Raw genomic sequence first — 17816 nt, 5'->3', positions numbered from 1 at the left:
CATCCGCCACCGGAGGATCACCATGAGCACCCCCGATCACGAGGCGAGAGCCGCCCTCATGCGCGCCGCCGACGCCGGCGACACCGTCATGGGCGCCCTCGTGTCCCACCTGGGCGCCGTCCAAGCGCTCCAAGCCGTACGGGAGAGAGCCGCGCCACCCGGGTTCGCCCTCGCCGAAGAGCTGGCCGGCCGCTTCCAGAGCTGGCACGCCCGCCTGGCGGCCTGCGACCCCGCGGCCGACCTGGAGGCGGGCGAGCGGGCAGGCGCCAGGCTCGTCATCCCCGGCGACGCCGAATGGCCCACCCAGCTGGACGCGCTCGGCTCCGGCCGCCCGCTCGGCCTCTGGCTCCATGGCACGGCCGACCTGCGCTTCTCCTGCCTGCGTTCGGTCGCGGTGGTCGGCGCGCGAGCCGCCACCTCCTACGGCGTCCACGTCGCCGCCCAGTTCGGCATCGGGCTGAGCGAGGCTGGATGGACTGTGGTGTCCGGCGGCGCCTTCGGCGTCGACGGCGCCGCCCACAGGGGAGCGCTGGCCGCCGGAGGCCCCACGGTGGTGGTCCTGGCCTGCGGCGTCGACTACTGCTACCCGGCGGAACACCGCTCCCTGTTCGCCGGAGCCCGCGACCGGGGCGTGCTGGTCAGCGAATGCCCGCCGGGCGTCCGGCCGACCCGGTCCCGCTTCCTGATCAGAAACCGCGTGATCGCCGCCCTGTCCAGGGGCACCCTGGTCGTGGAGGCAGCCCTGCGCAGCGGCGCGCTCAACACGGCCGGCCACGCCCTCACGCTCGACCGGCATCTCGGCGCTGTCCCCGGCCCCATCACCTCCGCCCTGTCCGACGGCTGCCACCGTCTCCTGCGCGAACGCAAGGCCGTCTGCGTGACGACCCCGGAGGAGATGATCGAACTCGTCGGCGTCATGGGCGACGACCTCGCCCCCGCGTTGCGGGCCCCCGCCCTTCCCCGGGACTCTCTGCCGGAGCAGACCAAGCGCGTCCTGGACGCCGTCCCGGCCAGGATCAGCGCGGGCCCCGCCACCATCGCCGTGACCGCCGGCGTGGACCTCAACACGGCCCTCAGCGCTCTGGGCTCCCTGGCGGCCACCGGCTACATCGAACGCACCGCCGGCGGCTGGCGCGCCCGCCGCCCGGTCTCACCGATCTACCCGAAGGCCGAGCCTGCCCTTCCGCGGTCCACCCCGGCGCCCGCCGCCGACGACCTCGCCGTCGTACCGAATCCGCCCAGGGAAGCGTCCTCGGCGAGCAACTCCGGCGTACCCGAAGAGCTCCCGGAGGTGGTGCCGTCCATGCCTGATCCCTGCGGCGTGCCGACGGAACCGGCGGGATCGGAGCCGTCGTCCCGCTCGGCCGCGGCAGGCGCTCCGGCTCCATCGGCTCCCACGGAGGGACCTTCCTTTCACGGTCCGGGATCACCCGTCAGTACGGGGAAATCCGCGGCTGGGACATCGGTTCACGCGAAGGAGTCTCTTGTGCAGGGTTCCGCGACGCCGGTCAGTTCGGCGGAGCCTGGGACTGGGGCGTCTGCCCGTGCGGGGGAGTGTCCTGTGCGGGCTTCGGCTTCGCCGGTCAGCTCGGCGGAGCCTGGGACTGGGGCGTCTGCCCGTGCGGAGGAGTGTCTTGTGCATGCCTCCGCGACGCCGGTCAGCTCGGGGGCGTTTCCGGCTGGGGCCTCGTCGTCAGCGCATATGGGTAGGGCTCCCTCCCGTGCTTCGGCATTGCCGGTCGGTTCGGCGGAGTTTGGGGCTGGGGCGTCGGTCCGTGTGGGGGAGTGTCCTGTGCAGGCTCCGGCGTCGCCGGACTGGGCGGGACAGCCCTCGGCCGGGGGGTGCGCGTCCTCGGTTGGTCTGGGGGCGGCTGTGGGCGGGGCGTCGGAATCCTCCGATTGGGTGGGTGGGCTTCTGGATCGGGGTTCGCGGTCGGAGTCCTCGGTATGCCCGGAAGAGATCGCAGGCGCTGTTCCGGAGACGCTTGCCTGTCCGAGTGCGTTGGCCGGACCTTCCGCTTCGTCGGAGGAGTGCGCTGATCCCGGAGGCCTGATCCCGCGACCACGACCGGCTCGCGAATGAGCGCACGCGGTCACGCGGGGATCAGGATCGCTGCTCATGTTCGCCTTCGGTGTCGCCTCCTGCGACGGCCACAGCATCGACTCCTGCGACGGCCGGCACCGCCTGAGGCGACTCGATGACCACTGCGCCGCCGAGCAGGCGGTCGCTGGGGTTTTCCCTATCGACGAAGGACTGGGAGATCGCTGGAATGCGGGAGCCGGCGGCGTGCCGACGATGCGTGGGATCGAACTGTCGTTGAACGGCGCAGGGCGGTGAGCCCGGCTGGGCCAGTCGGCCAGGGGTCAACACCAGGTCTCAGGGTTTGCGTTCGCGACATCACGGGAGCGATCGAGCGAGAAGCGCTCTCTTCGGAAGGAGGGGAGTAATCGCCATGGGGAAAGATTGAGGGGTGGCTGACGGTGGAGGCGCTGTGGACGTCAACGACGTGATCGGTGAGTTCGAGTCGTACCTGCGGTTCGAGCGGGACCTCTCGCCGCATACGGTCCGGGCCTATGCCGGTGACGTGACCTCGCTGCTCGAACACCTCGGCGGCACGATCGACGGCCTGGACGTGAGCGCGCTGCGGGGATGGCTGGCGACGCAACATGACGAGGGCAAGGCCCGCGCCACGCTCGCCCGGCGGACGGCGTGCCTGCGGACGTTCACCGCCTTCTGCCATCGGCGCGGGTGGCTCCCCGACGATCCCGGACTGCTACTGGGCACGGCCAAGGCTCCACGCGCGCTGCCCGCCGTACTCGATCAGGAACAGGCGCGCCAGGCGCTCGACACGTCACCCACCGGGGAGCCGAAGGATCTGCGCGATCAGGCCATGCTGGAGTTGCTGTACGCGACGGGGATCCGGGTGAGTGAGCTGTGCGGGCTGGACGTCGACGACGTGGACCGGGATCGCCGGGTCGTGCGGGTGCTGGGCAAGGGGCGCAAGGAGCGGGCGGTGCCGTTCGGCGCTCCGGCGCTGCAGGCGCTGGACAGGTGGTGCGTGCACGGCAGGCCCTTGCTGATGTGTGAGGGGAGCGGTCCGGCGCTTTTCCTGGGGGTGCGCGGCGGGCGCATCGACGCGGGCACGGTCAGGCGGGTGGTCCACGCCCGGGTGCGGCAGGTGGAAGGCGCTCCTGAGATGGGGCCGCACGGGCTGCGGCACAGCGCCGCGACCCACCTGCTCGAGGGCGGGGCCGACCTGCGCAGCGTCCAGGAACTCCTCGGTCACGCCTCGCTCAGCAGCACCCAGGTCTACACGCACGTCTCGATCGACCGCCTCCGCCGCGCCTACAACCAGGCCCACCCCCGAGCCTGACTACCGGGCACCGCACCGCCACGCGGTCTCCGCTCTGGTTCCTGCCCCCGAGCGTTCGCGTCGCCGCTTGTGTCACAGGTGCCGGCTCTGGTTTTGAGTACTGGTGTTTGCCGATGGGAAGTCCTCGGCAGGTGGTTCGTCTTGACCGACCGCCTACCGGAGATCTTCATCAGTTCTCTTTGAAAACGCCGTCTTCATGTGAGGGAGGAAGCGGACCTCTGCGCGGCAGGTGCCGCAAGCGCCTGGATGACCGGAGGGTCCTGTCGGGCATCTTGTTCGTGCTCTACAGGTATCCCTGGGAGTTCCTGCCTCAAGAGCTGGGCTTCGGTTCGGGGATGACCTGCTGGCGGAGACCGCGGGACTGGCATCAGGCCGGGGTGTGGCAGAAGCTGCACGAACTCCTGCTGGCTGAACTGCATACCGTGGGCAAGCTGGACTGGTCCAAGGCGGTGATCGACAGCTCCCACATCCGGGCGCTGAAGGGTGGCCCGAAACGGGTCCGAGCCCGGTCGACCGTGCCAAGCCGGGCTCCAAGCACCACGTCATCGCCGACGGCAACGGCATCCCGCTCGCCCTCAGCCTGACCGGCGGCAACCGCAACGACGTCACCCAGGTCATGCCGCTGCTCCGGTCGATCCCGCCGATACGTGGCCGGCGCGGCCGGTCACGTCAACGCCCGAAGGCGTTGTACGCCGACCGGGGCTACGACCATGACAAGTACCGCCGGATGTGGTGGGCCACAGGCGTCAAGCCGGTCATCGCCCGCCGGGGTACCGGGCACGGCTCCGGCCTGGGTGCACATCGTTGGGTAATCGAGCAGACGATCGCCCTGCTGCACTGGTTCCGCCGCCTGCGCATCCGCTGGGCGATCCGCGACGACATCCACGAAGCCTTCATGACCCTCGCCGCTGCGATCATCTGCTGGCGACGGCTCACGAGCAGTTGATAACAAGTCAGCGATCGGATCCAACCGCCGATAGGTCCCCCACGGCGTCGCCGTAGTACGCCGAGCCTGCCAGGTGGAACGCTATCTGTCGGAATGTCCAGCCCGCGCCGGGCGATCGGTCGAGCTGGTCTAGGGTGAGCGCGCTCAATCGGTTGGTCCAGATCTGGCTGAGCCGGGTGAGCCGGCTCTTGGCCTCGTCCAGGTCCTGGTCAGTGAAGGGCGCCAGATCGCCAGGAGTTGTGCTCGCTGACGCATGCCAGCGATCAGGAATCGTGGGGTTGCCAGCCAGCCGTGCGTCCACCTCGGCGAGATGATCGATGAGGTGATCGGCGACTCGGCGGATTGCCTTGTGCGGGGTGTAGATCCGATCACCGGCGCGCACCGGGTGACCGTCCCACGTTGTCCACGTCGCTGCCAGGTCGAGTACGTGGTCGATCATCAACGACACGACCAGCGCCGGTTCACGATCATCAGTGGTCGGAATCTCATCGGACATCTACGGCCTCCAGCTCAACGCGTCTCACGGCCGGACGGGACACACTCACTGACCCCGACCCGGCGCAAACCGACAACGGCTTAGGAACGGAACCTAGGCTCCAGACATCTCGATCGGCATCGAAGTATGGATGCACAGCCGGTCAAGACTCATTCCGTTAGGACCTCTAAGCGGGCCGCCGTTGAAACGCGGCACGACAACGCACGGTTCGGTGGTGTGCTGGTTCGGTGGCGACAACCAAGACACTGAACCAGCGATCAGAACCAACCCTGGCCAACTGCGACCATCCCAACCACACCGTGCGGACCCGCGCACTGCACGCCTACCTGCGCTGGCGCAACGCTCACGCTCGTCATCCCGACGTGCTGGCCGCGCAACCACGCGAACGCGCCCGTATCCGCGGCGAGAAAGGCATCCGCGGGGGTGGCCGAACGCTGGCATCCGCCGCGTGACCACCCGCCCGGTACTCTCGCCACGCTGAAGGAAAGGACAGTTCGCACCTCATGCAGATCCTGCAGACGAATCACGCGCTGCTGAGCCGACTACTGCCGGCGGTCAAACCGGAGGATCTCACCGTCCGCCAAGGACAATTCCACCAGGTAGTGATCGGCGCAGACCGTGTCGTGTGCCTGCCTCGCACCGAGGCTGCGGCCACCCGGCTGCCGCGCAGGGCCGCTGTCTTGCGCCTGCTTGCCGGATTCGATCTCGGCTTCCGCACGCCTCGGCCACTGCCGGAGAGCAACACTCAGGGCACAGACCAGCCGCAGTTCCTGGTCCTCAGCCGCGTTCCCGGAGCCCCGCTGGAGGTCGAAGCACTCAAAGACCCCCCGGTAGCCGAGGCCGCGGCGGCGCAGTACGTCACGCTGCTTACCGAGTTGGCCAGGATCGGCACTGAGGAGAACGTGCGAGCGGCCCTGCCGGCACCACAGGATCGATGGCGGCAGTTCGCAGCCGACGTCCGCGCCGAACTGTTCGGGCTCATGTCCGATGGCGGGCGTCGACGAGCCGAGCGAGAGCTCGCGGCGCTCGACGGCCTTCACCACATCACCGATGCGGTGGTCCACGGTGATCTCGGTGCCGAGAACGTCCTATGGGAGTGCCATGACGGATTGCCCGTGCTCAGCGGGGTGATCGATTGGGATGAGGTCACGATCGGTGATCCCGCGGAGGACCTTGCGGCCGTTGAGGCCGGCTACGGCACGCATTTCTTGAATCGGGTACTGACGCTGGGCGGCTGGACGGACAGCACGATGGCCACCCGCATCGCCATCATTCGCACAACCTTCGCCCTGCAGCAGGCTCTATCCGCGCACCGGGACGGCGACGAAGAACAACTGGCGGACGGCCTGATCGGCTACCGCTGAATCCGTCCCCCGGCGCCACCGTGATCGTCGTCTACTCCCCTCACTGGTGTTGACGGACAGCACCCGATCCCCGAAGACGCGGACGAGCCTCTGCAAAGGAGCTCATGCCTGCAATAACCCGGTGATCGTTTCCGGTCACAGCACTAGCTGTGAAGGAGGAATCTTCACGGGCGACCGGTTGTGAAGGGGGAGCCTTCACGGGCGACCGGTTGTGAAGGGGGAGCCTTCACGGGCGACCGGTTGTGAAGGGGGAGCCTTCACGGGCGACCGGTTGTGAAAGGGGAGCCCTCGCGGGCGTCCGTGGGATCCCGGTCCTTCCGGGACGGGAGGATGTCTGCGATCGGCCCGAGGGCCTGGGGCCGATCGCACACCTCGTGGCGGGCTTGGACGTGGGGTCCTAGGACGGCTCGTCCGGGAACCAGGTGCCGTGGAAGCCAGTCGGCACGCCGCGTGGCAGGTGGACGGTCGCCACCGGTCCTGCGGCGACGTCGGAGGCGTCGAGCACGAGGAGTCGGGACGCGCTCCCGTCGAGGGTGGTGGTGATGGTGATCAGCCAGCCGTCGTCCTCACGGCGGGGCCCGGAGGTCGCGGGCACGAAGACCGCCTCGCCGGTGCTCGTCCACTCGGGCAGGGCGTGGGCGGTGACCTCGCCGCCCGACAGGTCGTACTTGACGATCTCGGGGCCGGCGACGGCGTAGAGATAGCGCGCGCCCCGGCCGACCCGTTCGTCGTCGAGTGTCGGGAACTCCACCGAGCGGTCGTCGAGCGTCTCCTCCTTGGCCACGCCGGTCACCGGGTCGAGCGTCCAGCGGTGCAGCAGGGCCGAGGCGGAGGAGGCGGCGGCAGCGGCGGCGGGCCCCGCCGGGTCGTCCGTGATGTCGGGGGTGCTCCAAAGGGCGGTGAAGTCGGCGCGGGCGTAGCGGACGGCGTTGAGGACGATACGGCCCGACGCGTCCTCGTGAGCGTCGCCGACGTGGAAGACGTAGCAGGGATCGACGTCGAACCAGCGCACCGGGGCGTCGGGCCGGTCGTGGCGCATGACGCCGAGGCGGGCGCCGTATCCGTCGTCCCACTGGTAGGGCATGGTCTTGCCGACCAGTTCCGGCCGGAAGGTGAGCGGAAGGTCGAGCCAGACCACATGGTGCTCGGTGATGGCGAAGTCGTGCATCATCGTGCCCCCGGGGACGGTGATCTCACGACTGTGCACGAGCTCGCCTGACGCGTCGAGCCGGTGGTAGGTCAGGTAGGGCGGGACCATGCCGTACCCGAAGAAGTGCAGTTCGCCCGTCGCGGGGTCCTGCTTCGGGTGCGCGGTCATGGCGGTGGTGAGCCGCCCGCCGAAGTCGTGCGCGCCGACCGTGTCGAGCTCCGGCGTGACCTCGTACGGCAGGCCGCCCTCCTCCAGCGCGAGGATGCGGCCCGCGTGGCCGATGACGTGCGTGTTCGCGGCCGAGATGGACAGGTCGGGGGTGCCGTCCGGCCTGAGCTCCGGTCGGCCGGCGAGATACGCCGTGCGGACCCACCGGTTGCGGTACCACTCGGCGCGGCCGTCGCGCAGCCGTACGCCGTGCAGCATGCCGTGTCCGAGGAACCAATGGTCGGACGGCTCTCCCGGCAGCGGGTTGGGGCCGTTGCGGATGTAGCGGCCGTTGAGCTCGGGCGGCAGCGTGCCGGTCACGGGCAGGTCCGCGGCGTCGATCTCATCCGGGACCGGGGCCAGGTGGCCGGTCATGTGGGCGGGTGTCTGTGGCATGTGGGTTCCTCTCGATGCTGCTCACCAGTCTTCACGTATCCAATTGGACATGTCAATGCTGACATGTCCAATTGGAGTGATAAGGTCGGCGGCATGGCGCTGCGATACGCACTGCTCGGCCTGCTGGCGGAGCAGCCGGCGAGCGGGTACGAACTGGCGAAGGCGTTCGAGGGCGACCTCGGCCGGTACGCCTGGCAGGCCGGTCACAACCGGATCTATCCAGAGCTGGCCCGTCTCGTCGACGAAGGCCTGGTCGAACGTGCCGAGGAAGGCGCGCGGGGCCGCCGCGTCCACACCCTCACCGCCGCTGGACTCGAGGAGCTGCGTGCGTGGCTGCGCCAACCGTGGGAGGGCAGCACGGTGCGCAACGAGGGGGTGCTCAGGCTCTTCCTGCTGTCCGCGCTCGATCCCGGCGACGCCCGGAAGATCCTTCATGAGGTGGCCGCGCGGTGTGAGGAGGAGCTCGCCCCGCTCAGGGAGATCGTGTCCGGCGAGACGCCGATCTCCCCGGAGGGGCGTCTGGAGCTCGGCTGGCTTGCCGCCGGCTATGGCCTGCGCCAGTACGAGGCCTCCCGGGACTGGGCCGTCTGGGCTCTCGGCGAGCTCGACAAGGTTGACTGCGGGGGATGAAAGCCTCGGGGTGACTCTCGCCGGCGATCATTTGGTCGGTGATGAAGATGGCCAGGGCCTGTTGGTGGCCTGCGGGGTCTGTCTGTCTGCGATCACGTGCGGGTCCCGGGTGATGGTGGCTGTTGGGTGAGGGTTGCCATGGTCATCGCCTGTTCGCTCAGTTGTCGCCCTTCGCTGCCGGGGCTGGGCGATCCGGCTCTTTTCTGTGCTGGCCTCTGGTGGCCGGAGGGCGGACTGCGTGCTTCCCCCGTGATCGGCGCCTGCGGGCTCTTGTACGGAGCAGGCGGAGGACGAGGCCGAGCAGGAGGAGGGCGGCGAGGGCCGTCAGGGCGAGGGGGCCTGGTGGCGGGGTGGCGGCGGATCGGGGGAGGAAGGCCGGGAGCCGGTTCGGGGACCCGGTGGGCAGAGCTGACGAGGTGGCGGCCGGTGTCGGCACCTGGGCTGAGATCGCGGTGACCTGTGGCGGGAGTTGGGCCGAGGTCGCGGTGGCGGGTGGTGGCAGTCGGGCCGAGGTCGCGGTGGCGGGCTCGGACTCCCAATAGGGCAGGAGGCGGATGCGGGTACCGGTCAGCAGGAGGAGGGGATCGAGGTACGTCAGGCCGTCGCGGAGCCCCCAGTGGAGGCAGGACTCCGGGCAGTGCGGCGGGGCCGGGGCGAGGGTGCCCAGGAGATCGCCTGCTGACACCGGGTCGCCCGGGCGGACTGCCGGGGTCACAGGGAGGTACGTAGTGCGCAAGCCGCCCGCGTGGTTGACGGTGACGACGCCTCGGCCTGCTACTGAGCCCGCGAAGCCGACCGAGCCTGCACCCGCGGCGAGGACCGGGGCGGCAGGTGGTGCAGCGAGGTCGACGCCTCTGTGACCGGCCAGCCAACGGGCCGGCGGCGGGGAGAAACGGCGCAGGATCTCGGGAGTGCCGTCCAGGGGCCATCGCCAGGCGTTGCCAGCAGGTGCGGCGAACAGCGACCCGGTGCCACGGGCCGCGGATGGTGTGCGGAACGGGATCCCGCTGCGGTGGGTTGCGGATGGTTCGGTGAGGGGACGCGCGGTACGGGTCGCCGCGGGCGGTGGTGCGAGGAGGGTCTCGGCGCGGATGGGTGCGGGGAGGGGAGGGCGGGCGCCGCGGGGCATGGACGCTGCGGCGGGTACGTGTGGGTCGGCGTTCGCCGAGACAAGGGGTGCGGCGGCGGAAAGGGCGACAACCAGGAGGGGGATGGCCAGGGCGATGCGGGGAGGCATGCACGTGAGTGTGCGGCTCAGCGGGGCGGCGGTCCTGGGGCGAACGCGGTTCTGTGGATAAGGGCGGGCGGACGGTGGCAGGGCTGTGGACGAGGAGGGGCGCCGTACGTGGAAGGGAGTTCTGTCTTGCCTCAGAACGGTCCGTCCTTGATGAACCTCCTGTCTTGCCTAAGACGGTCCTTCCTTGACCTCCTGTACGCCTAGGACGGTCGTCTTTGACGTCCTCTCTCGCCCATGACGGTCCGTCCTTGATATGTCTCGCCCGGCACGGCCCGTCCTCTGACGAACCTCATGGACGGACGGCAGGCCTCTAGACCAGGGGCTGGCGCTTGGTGACCTGGCGTTCCTGGTGCGTTGAAGAGTTCAACGGCACGGAGTCGGGCTGCCGGTAGGACGGGGGGCGCGAGGACGGGGAGCGGAGGGGAGAGGCCCAGATCCAGAGGATGGCGGTCGCGATCCCGACCGCGCACACCAGGATCACCGGACGCAGGCCGAGCACCTCGGCCAGGGCCCCGCCCGCGAGCCCGCCCAGCGCCATCACGCCCTGGACGGCGAAGGTCATGGTCGCGTTGACCCTGCCGCGCAGTTCCTCGGCCGTGTCGCGCAGGATGATCCCGCTCATGCACGAGGCGAACGCCACCACGATGCCGCCCGTCGCCGTCCCGGTCAGGGCGAGCACGGTGACCTTCCACCACAGCGGCCCGTCCAGCAGGCCGACGGCCAGGATCTCCAGAGGGAAGAACAGCACCGAACCCAGCAGCACCTTGTTCTCGCCGTACCGTTCGGCCAGGCGGGTGACCGCCCAGGCGCCCAGGAGACCCCCGACGCCGCCGAGCGCGGTGAGCAGGCCGATCAGGCCCTTCGGGATTCCGAGGGTGTGCAGCATGTACAGCATCGACACGGCCACGTACGCCATCGCGAAGAAGTTGATCGTCACCCCGGCCCCCAGCAGGGCGCGGAGCACAGGCTGGGTCACGCTCACCCGCAGGCCCGCGACCACGTCACGCCACAGGCCGCGCGAGGGGGCGGGCTGCCGGTTCTCGGGCGTCCTGATCGTCCGCAGGAGCAGCGCCGACACCAGGAAGGAGATGCCTTCGACCAGCACGGCCAGCGGCGCGGTCAGCACCTGCACCAGCACGCCCGCCAGCCCGGGCCCGGCCACGGACGCCACCGAGTAGGAGGCGTTGAACCCGGCCATCGCGGCGGTCCTCTGGTCAGGAGGGACGAGCGCGGCCACGTACGGGAAGTTGGCGGACCTGAAGAGCACCGCCGCCGTGCCGATCACGAGGGCGACGGCGATCAGCCACGGGATCGTGAGCACCCCGAGGAACCACGCCAGCGGCACGGTGAGGGCGGCGGCGCAGGACACCAGCTCACAACCGATCATGAGCGGCCGGTGGCGGCGCAGGCGGTCGGCGATCGCGCCCGAGTGCAGGCCGAACAGCAGGGCGGGCACCGATGCGGCGGCCGTCAGCACGCCCATCTGGAAGGGCGAGGCGGCCAGCAGGGTGATCGCGGTCAGCGGCACGGCGAGCTTGGAGACCTCCGAGCCGGTGATCGAGATGGTGCGCGCCGACCAGAGCAGCCGGTAGTCGCGCTGCCGGCGCAGCGGTACGGACGGGTTCATGCGTCGAACTCCAAGATGTGAAAGAAACCCTTTAGGACTATGAAAGTAATCCTTCAGAGTTCTGAAGGCAATCTTTCAGATCTGATCGCGGTACCTTGGGCGCATGGACACGGAAGGGCTCAGCGACCCGAAGGCGATGCGGGCCCTGGCTCATCCGGCCAGGCTGGCGATCCTGAGCCGGCTCCGCACAGAGGGCAGCGCCACCGCGACCGAGGTGGCCGAGAGCGCCGGCATCACGCCCAGCGCCGCCAGCTACCACCTGCGGATGCTGGCCAAGTACGGCTTCGTCGAGGACGCGCCGCCGCGCGGCGACGGCCGGGAGCGCCTGTGGCGGTCGATCGGCACGGCCCTGCAGGTCGGCGTAGTGCCCGAAGACCGGCCGGACGTCCGCGAGGCCAAGAACGTCCTGATCCGCGCGCTCCGCCGTGACGCCCACGACGAGGTGGAGCGGGCGCTGAGCGCCGTCGAGCAGGAGCCCGAGGAGTGGCGCGACGCCACCCTCTTCTCCCGTACGACGCTCAGGCTCGACGCCGCCGAGATGGCGCGCCTGGCCGGGGAGATCGGCAAACTGCTGGAGCCGTACGTGGCGAGCATCCGGAGCCAGGAGGACGCGCCGGAAGGCGCGCGGATCGCCGAGGCCCAGATCAACCTGTTCGTACGCTCCAGCAGGCCGGTCCCTGGCCTGCCCACCGAAGACCACGACAGGGCGGCGCCGGGTCCGGACGGGCCGCGTTGACCTGATCGGTCAGGCGGGTGCGGCGCGGGAGGTAGACTTTTCGGTGGCCTGGGACCCAGGCCGACTTCGCATGCCTCGCCAAGGATCGCGCCATCGGTCCGGGTTCTGCCCGGCTGGAGCGGTTCGGGGCATCAGGGCGGTGCCGACCGGTCACCGCGACACAACCGAGAACGCGCCCGGCCCCGGCAGGGCGCCCAACCTGGAGGACCAGCTCATGGCCCCCGTCGTCACCATGCGACAGCTGCTTGAGAGCGGCGTTCACTTCGGACACCAGACCCGCCGCTGGAACCCGAAGATGAAGCGCTTCATCTTCACCGAGCGCAACGGCATCTACATCATCGACCTGCAGAAGTCGCTGTCCTACATCGACCGCGCCTTCGACTTCGTCAAGGAGACCGTCGCCCACGGCGGCACGATCCTGTTCATCGGCACGAAGAAGCAGGCCCAGGAGGCCATCGCCGAGCAGGCCGCCCGGGTCGGCATGCCGTATGTCAACCAGCGCTGGCTCGGTGGCATGCTCACCAACTTCTCCACCGTGCACAAGAGGCTTCAGCGCCTGAAGGAGCTCGAGGAGCTCGACTTCGACAACGTCGCCGCCTCGGGGCTCACCAAGAAGGAGCTCCTCATGCGCCGGCGTGAGAAGGACAAGCTGGAGCGCACGCTCGGCGGCATCCGCGACATGGGCCGCGTGCCCAGCGCGGTGTGGGTCGTCGACACCAAGAAGGAGCACATCGCGATCAGCGAGGCCAAGAAGCTCGGCATCCCCGTGGTCGCGATCCTCGACACCAACTGCGACCCCGACGAGGTCGACTACCCGATCCCGGGCAACGACGACGCCATCCGCGCCGTCGGCCTGCTGACCCGCGTGGTCGCCGACGGCGTGGCCGCCGGGCTCATGGCCCGCTCGGGCGCCTCCCGCGGCGACGAGAAGCCGGCCGCCGCCGAGCCGCTGGCCGAGTGGGAGCGCGAGCTCATCGAGCAGGGTGGTGGCGAGCAGGGCGAGGCCCAGCCGCAGGAGACCGCCGAGGCGGCCGCTCCGGCCGCTCCCGCTGAGGAGGCTCCCGCCGCCGAGGCCGAGGCCGAGGCGCCGGCCGTCGAGGCCGAGGCCAAGCCCGAGGGCGAGCAGCAGGCCTGACCTGCCCGCGCCGCACCCGGATCCACCCGCCGCCGCCCGTGCCCGTTTCCCGGGCACGGGCGGTGAGCGGCGGACGGTCCCTCTCGGGCTGATCGGCCCGGGGGGTTCGCGGACGGACCGGTGCCGGGGCTGGTCAGGGGGCAGGCGAGCAGGACGTTCCGGGTCCGAAATGACGGGCACGGGACGCGTACCGGCTTCTGCGCGGCACGCGGTGCCGTGACGACAGCCGAGCGGCGGCGCCCGCTCGACGCACGACGACATCCACCGACATCTCACAAGGAAAAGCAATGGCTTCCGTGAACATGGCCGACGTCAAGCGGCTTCGCGAGATCACCGCCGCCGGCATGATGGACTGCAAGAAGGCTCTGGAGGAGGCCGAGGGCGACTTCGACCGCGCCATCGAGCTGCTCCGCCTCAAGGGCGCCAAGGACGTCGGCAAGCGCGAGGCGCGCACCGCCTCCAACGGCCTGGTCGCGCTCAAGCAGGACGGCGACTCCGTCGCGGCGCTGCTGGAGCTCAACTGCGAGACCGACTTCGTGGCCAAGGGCGACCGCTTCCAGGAGCTCGCGGCCCAGGTGGTGGCGCACGTCCTGGCCACCCGGCCGGCCGACGTGGCGTCGCTGCTGGAGTCCTCCTTCGACGGCCAGACCGTCAAGGAGCACCTCGACGCCGCCAACGCCACGCTCGGCGAGAAGATCGAGGTCCGCCGCTTCGCCGTGATCGAGGGCGGCTACGTCGGCGCCTACATGCACAAGACCGACCCGGCGCTGCCGCCGGCCGTCGGCGTGCTCGTCCAGCTCGACAAGCCGAACGCCGAGGTGGCCAAGGACATCGCGCAGCACGCCGCCGCCATGGCCCCGCAGTACCTCAAGCCCGACTCCGTCCCCGCCGACGTCGTCGACAAGGAGCGCAAGCTCTTCGAGGAGATGACCCGCGAGGAGGGCAAGCCCGAGGCCGCCATCGGCAAGATCGTCGACGGTCGCGTCAAGGGCTGGTACAAGGACTTCACGCTGCTGGAGCAGGCCTTCGTCAAGGACAACAAGAAGTCCGTGGGCAAGTACGCCGAGGAGAACGGCGTTCAGGTCCAGGCCTTCGTCCGCTTCAAGGTCGGCCAGGCATAGGCTGGAGCGAGTCGTCCAGTCCGAAGAACCGCCGAGAGAGGGAGGCCGCCGCCGTGCAGGACAATCAGGAGCCAGCCACGACGGCGGCTGCTCCGCCCCGAAGCCAGCTCCGCTGGAAGCGGGTGATGCTGAAGCTGTCCGGTGAGGCGTTCGCCGGCGGCGAGCCCCTGGGGATCGACCCCGTGGTCGTCGACCACCTGGCCGACTCGATCACCGAGGCGGTGCGCGAGGGCGTCCAGGTGGCGATCGTGGTCGGCGGGGGCAACATGTTCCGCGGCGCCACCCTGTCCGAGGGCGGCATCGACCGCGCCAGGGCCGACTACATGGGCATGCTGGGCACCGTCATCAACTGCCTGGCCCTGCAGGACTTCCTGGAGAGGCGCGGCGTCGAGACGCGGGTGCAGACCGCGATCACCATGCAGCAGGTCGCCGAGCCGTTCCTGCCGCGCCGCGCCATCCGCCACCTGGAGAAGGGGCGTGTGGTCATCTTCGGCGCGGGGCTCGGCTCGCCCTACTTCTCCACCGACACCGCCGCCTCCCAGCGGGCTCTGGAGATCGGCGCGGAGGCGTTGCTCAAGGGCACCCAGGTCGACGGCATCTACGACTCCGATCCACGGAAGAATCCCGACGCGGTGCGGTTCGACCAACTGGACTACGGAGAGGTGCTTCTCCGTGACCTCGCGGTCATGGACGCCACCGCGATCAGCCTGTGCAAGGACAACGACCTGCCGATCGTGGTCTTCGACCTGATGGGCGAGGGCAACATCCTGCGAGCGGTCCGCGGTGAGAAGATCGGCACGCTGGTGAGTCCCGCAGGCAAATAGGTGTGAGCCCGACACCGCCAGCTAGAAGACAGGGAGCCGCTGTGATCGACGAAACCCTCCTCGAAGCCGAGGACAAGATGGACAAGGCCGTCTCGGTCGCGAAGGAGGACTTCGCGACCATCCGGACGGGCCGGATCACCCCCTCGATGTTCAACAAGATCACCGCCGAGTACTACGGCACGCCGACGCCGATCCAGCAGCTGGCGTCGTTCCATGTGCCCGAGGCTCGCATGGTGCTCATCCAGCCGTACGACAAGAGCTCGATGCCCGCGATCGAGAGGGCCATCCGCGACTCCGACCTCGGCGTCAACCCGACCGACGACGGCCAGGTGATCCGCGTGACCTTCCCCGAGCTGTCGGAGGAGCGTCGCAAGGAATACATCAAGGTCGCCAGGAACAAGGGCGAGCACGCCAAGGTGTCCATCCGCAACATCCGGCGCTCCGCCAAGGAGACGCTCGACAAGATGATCAAGGATGGCGACGCGGGCGAGGACGAGGTCAGGCGGGCCGAGAAGGAGCTCGACGACCTCACCCAGAAGCACGTCGCCAAGGTTGACGAGCTGCTGAAGCACAAGGAAGCCGAGCTGCTCGAAGTCTGAGCGGCCCGCTGCCGGCGGACCGCGGTCAGCGGACCGCCGCAGGTAGCGCATCTACGGCCCTCGCCTGACGGCGAGGGCCGTGGCCTATGGAGAAGTCTTGGAAGAACGCACGGCCGGCCCCAGCCCGAGCGGCGGCAGCCGCACCGGCCGCAATCTCCCCGCCGCGATCGGTGTCGGCCTCGGACTCGCCGCCCTGGTCCTGATCTCCCTCTACACCGTCAAAGAGCTCTTCCTGGTAGTGGTCACCGCGGCGGTCGGCGTCGGCGTGGTGGAGCTGGTGCGGGCGTTCGCCACCCGCGGCATCCGGGTGCCGGCCGCGCCGGTCCTGGCCGGGCTGGCCGCGATGCAGGCCGCCGCCTACTGGGGCGGCGGGGTCTGGCTGCTCGGCACGTTCGTGGTGTTCGCGCTGGCGCTGCTGGTGTGGCGGATGTTCGCCGACGGCACCGACGGCTACGTGCGCGACGCGACGGCGTCGGTGTTCATCCTGTTCTACCCGGCGTTGCTGGCGGGGTTCGTGGCACTGCTCCTGGCGCCTGACGACGGCAGCCACCGGGTGGTGGTCTTCATCGCGGTCACGGTGGCCAGCGACACCGGCGGTTACGCCGCGGGGGTGCTGTTCGGCAGGCATCCGATGTCGGTGATCAGCCCGAAGAAGACCTGGGAGGGCTTCGCCGGTTCGGTCCTGGCCTGCACGGTCGTGGGCGCGTGGCTGGTGACGTGGTTGCTCGGCGGCGAGTGGTGGCAGGGCGCGCTGCTCGGCGCGCTGGCCGCGGCGCTGGCCACCATGGGCGACCTGATCGAGTCGATGATCAAGCGGGATCTCGGCATCAAGGACCTGGGCTCGATCCTGCCCGGCCACGGCGGGCTGATGGACCGGCTCGACTCGCTGGTGGCCACGCTGGTGCCGGTCTGGCTGCTGCTCTCGCTCTTCGTCTAGCCGGTCAGGGCCTCGGCGGTGATCGGGGTGAGCCAGAGCCACCGTACGGCCTCCCCGCCAAATGCAAACCCCGACATATCCGGCATGTCAGGGGGGTCGGCCTGCATGAGCACCCCGGAGTACTGCGGCCCCAGCGGGAACGTCTCCGGCTCGTGATACCACTTGGCGGTGTGGCCGTGGCCGAGCCAGGTAACCGAGTGCCACGGATACTGCGCCAGCCACACCAGCAGCAGCGCCGCGTCGCGCGGGTTCGCCCGGGTGGCCACCGCCAGCTCGATCCTGGCGTACGCGCCGGGCTGGTCGATCCACTGCTCCACCGTCGGCATCCGCTGGCAGCTCATCCCCACCGTCGACAGCACGCTGAACACCCGGTCGCCGTGAGCCGGGCGCTCGGTGATGCCGACGGTCGGCAACCGGTCACCGGCGGCGTCCCAGTAGCGGCCCGACGGGCCCAGCACCCGGTCCAGATGGCCCATCACGAACTGCTGGAACGACGGCCACGACCCCTCGGAGTAACGCCAGCGCCAGTAGGACCCGGCGTTGGCGATGCGCGGGCTCAGCCCTTCGAGCGCCTCCGACAGCGCCCACGCGAACGGCGACTCGCCCACCGCGTCCCGGGCGTAACCCGGCATGCCCCGATGCATGTCGGCCCAGCCCGGGATGACCGCCAGCAGATCGTCCTCCTCGTACAGCGCCACCCCGTCACCCTCCTCGAACCAGAGCGGGGTGAGCTGGCCCAGCGGCCGGCGCCCCCCGGGGTGGAGGGTGTTGGCCCGCGGCATCAGCGGAGGCAGGCCCGCGTTGATCCGCGCCAGGTCGACCACGTCGGGGGCGGCCCGATGGTTGGCCAGCCAGCAGGCGCCGTGCACGGTGCCGTCAGGAGAGCACAGGTAGGCGACCGAGGCGTCCTCGTCGCGCTCGACCACGAGCGTCCGGCTCCCGTACGGGTTGCCGGCGGTGAGGACGACCTCGGTGTGCCCCTCGCCCGACGCAGACCGGAAAATCGCCATACGGGGAAACTGTAGATCCGCGAGTCG

Annotated in this window: 16 protein-coding genes and 2 pseudogenes; 13 read left to right on the top strand and 5 right to left on the bottom strand. The window is 69.9% G+C overall.

Annotation, left to right across the window (positions count from 1 at the left end):
* The first annotated feature begins 22 nt into the window (after window positions 1–22).
* From dprA to ACIBF7_RS25115, 4 genes and pseudogenes are all read left to right on the top strand, one after another.
* Window positions 23–2083, top strand: a complete 2061-nt coding sequence (gene dprA / locus ACIBF7_RS25130) for a DNA-processing protein DprA (protein ID WP_397198311.1) — start codon at window positions 23–25, stop codon at window positions 2081–2083.
* Window positions 2084–2119: 36 nt separating this feature from the next.
* Window positions 2120–2338 (top strand): hypothetical protein, encoded by a 219-nt coding sequence (locus tag ACIBF7_RS25125; RefSeq protein ID WP_397198310.1) that lies wholly within the window; start codon window positions 2120–2122, stop codon window positions 2336–2338.
* Window positions 2339–2492: 154 nt separating this feature from the next.
* Window positions 2493–3374 carry a tyrosine recombinase XerC gene (locus tag ACIBF7_RS25120; protein WP_397198309.1) on the top strand — a complete coding sequence of 294 codons (882 nt, stop codon included), beginning with the start codon at window positions 2493–2495 and terminating at the stop codon, window positions 3372–3374.
* A 233-nt stretch (window positions 3375–3607) separates the two neighbouring features.
* Window positions 3608–4320: pseudogene (locus ACIBF7_RS25115) on the top strand (IS5 family transposase); the annotation flags it as partial.
* A gap of 7 nt (window positions 4321–4327) precedes the next feature.
* On the opposite strand, the gene ACIBF7_RS25110 reads toward ACIBF7_RS25115, so the two are convergent.
* The gene (locus ACIBF7_RS25110) at window positions 4328–4816 is read right to left on the bottom strand and encodes a hypothetical protein (RefSeq protein ID WP_397198308.1); all 489 of its coding nucleotides are present in this window, start codon (window positions 4814–4816) and stop codon (window positions 4328–4330) included.
* A 266-nt stretch (window positions 4817–5082) separates the two neighbouring features.
* Between ACIBF7_RS25110 and ACIBF7_RS25105 the strand changes: the two are divergent.
* Together ACIBF7_RS25105 and vph are read left to right on the top strand one after the other, a co-directional pair.
* Window positions 5083–5268, top strand: a pseudogene (locus ACIBF7_RS25105) (IS630 family transposase); the annotation flags it as partial.
* Between the two features lie 51 nt (window positions 5269–5319).
* On the top strand, window positions 5320–6180 hold the full coding sequence (vph, locus tag ACIBF7_RS25100) for a viomycin phosphotransferase (protein ID WP_397198307.1): 861 nt from the start codon (window positions 5320–5322) through the stop codon (window positions 6178–6180).
* 397 nt (window positions 6181–6577) lie between these two features.
* On the opposite strand, the gene ACIBF7_RS25095 is transcribed toward vph, so the two are convergent.
* Window positions 6578–7933, bottom strand: a complete 1356-nt coding sequence (locus tag ACIBF7_RS25095; RefSeq protein ID WP_397198306.1) for a carotenoid oxygenase family protein — start codon at window positions 7931–7933, stop codon at window positions 6578–6580.
* 93 nt (window positions 7934–8026) lie between these two features.
* Here ACIBF7_RS25095 and ACIBF7_RS25090 point away from each other — a divergent pair, with 93 nt between their 5' ends.
* Window positions 8027–8563, top strand: a complete 537-nt coding sequence (locus tag ACIBF7_RS25090) for a PadR family transcriptional regulator (RefSeq protein WP_397198305.1) — start codon at window positions 8027–8029, stop codon at window positions 8561–8563.
* 157 nt (window positions 8564–8720) lie between these two features.
* Here the strand turns inward: ACIBF7_RS25090 and ACIBF7_RS25085 are convergent, their stop codons facing one another.
* Together ACIBF7_RS25085 and ACIBF7_RS25080 are read right to left on the bottom strand one after the other, a co-directional pair.
* On the bottom strand, window positions 8721–9692 hold the full coding sequence (locus ACIBF7_RS25085) for a peptidoglycan DD-metalloendopeptidase family protein (protein WP_397198582.1): 972 nt from the start codon (window positions 9690–9692) through the stop codon (window positions 8721–8723).
* Window positions 9693–10110: 418 nt separating this feature from the next.
* Window positions 10111–11427, bottom strand: coding sequence for an MFS transporter (locus ACIBF7_RS25080; RefSeq protein ID WP_271275853.1), 1317 nt, complete (start codon window positions 11425–11427; stop codon window positions 10111–10113).
* A 103-nt stretch (window positions 11428–11530) separates the two neighbouring features.
* Here ACIBF7_RS25080 and ACIBF7_RS25075 point away from each other — a divergent pair, with 103 nt between their 5' ends.
* The 6 genes from ACIBF7_RS25075 to ACIBF7_RS25050 all read left to right on the top strand — a co-directional run bounded on the left by ACIBF7_RS25075 (window position 11531) and on the right by ACIBF7_RS25050 (window position 16779).
* The gene (locus ACIBF7_RS25075; protein WP_397198304.1) at window positions 11531–12163 is read left to right on the top strand and encodes an ArsR/SmtB family transcription factor; all 633 of its coding nucleotides are present in this window, start codon (window positions 11531–11533) and stop codon (window positions 12161–12163) included.
* A gap of 214 nt (window positions 12164–12377) precedes the next feature.
* Window positions 12378–13298, top strand: a complete 921-nt coding sequence (gene rpsB / locus ACIBF7_RS25070) for a 30S ribosomal protein S2 (RefSeq protein ID WP_219549363.1) — start codon at window positions 12378–12380, stop codon at window positions 13296–13298.
* Between the two features lie 287 nt (window positions 13299–13585).
* Complete coding sequence (tsf, locus tag ACIBF7_RS25065; protein WP_148033763.1) at window positions 13586–14419, top strand: translation elongation factor Ts; 834 nt, start codon at window positions 13586–13588, stop codon at window positions 14417–14419.
* 125 nt (window positions 14420–14544) lie between these two features.
* Window positions 14545–15243 (top strand): UMP kinase, encoded by a 699-nt coding sequence (gene pyrH / locus ACIBF7_RS25060; RefSeq protein WP_246640903.1) that lies wholly within the window; start codon window positions 14545–14547, stop codon window positions 15241–15243.
* A 41-nt stretch (window positions 15244–15284) separates the two neighbouring features.
* Entirely contained in the window at window positions 15285–15842 is a 558-nt protein-coding gene (gene frr / locus ACIBF7_RS25055) for a ribosome recycling factor (RefSeq protein WP_397198303.1), read from the top strand.
* Window positions 15843–15939: 97 nt separating this feature from the next.
* The gene (locus ACIBF7_RS25050) at window positions 15940–16779 is read left to right on the top strand and encodes a phosphatidate cytidylyltransferase (RefSeq protein ID WP_397198302.1); all 840 of its coding nucleotides are present in this window, start codon (window positions 15940–15942) and stop codon (window positions 16777–16779) included.
* Here the strand turns inward: ACIBF7_RS25050 and ACIBF7_RS25045 are convergent.
* Window positions 16776–17789, bottom strand: coding sequence for a suppressor of fused domain protein (locus ACIBF7_RS25045; protein WP_364226612.1), 1014 nt, complete (start codon window positions 17787–17789; stop codon window positions 16776–16778). The two genes, ACIBF7_RS25050 and ACIBF7_RS25045, sit on opposite strands and share 4 nt — an antisense overlap.
* Window positions 17790–17816 lie beyond the last annotated feature (27 nt).

It is taken from the genome of Nonomuraea sp. NPDC050478 (assembly GCF_044458265.1).
Lineage (GTDB): Bacteria > Actinomycetota > Actinomycetes > Streptosporangiales > Streptosporangiaceae > Nonomuraea > Nonomuraea ferruginea.
This window is presented reverse-complemented; position numbering and strand designations above follow the sequence as displayed.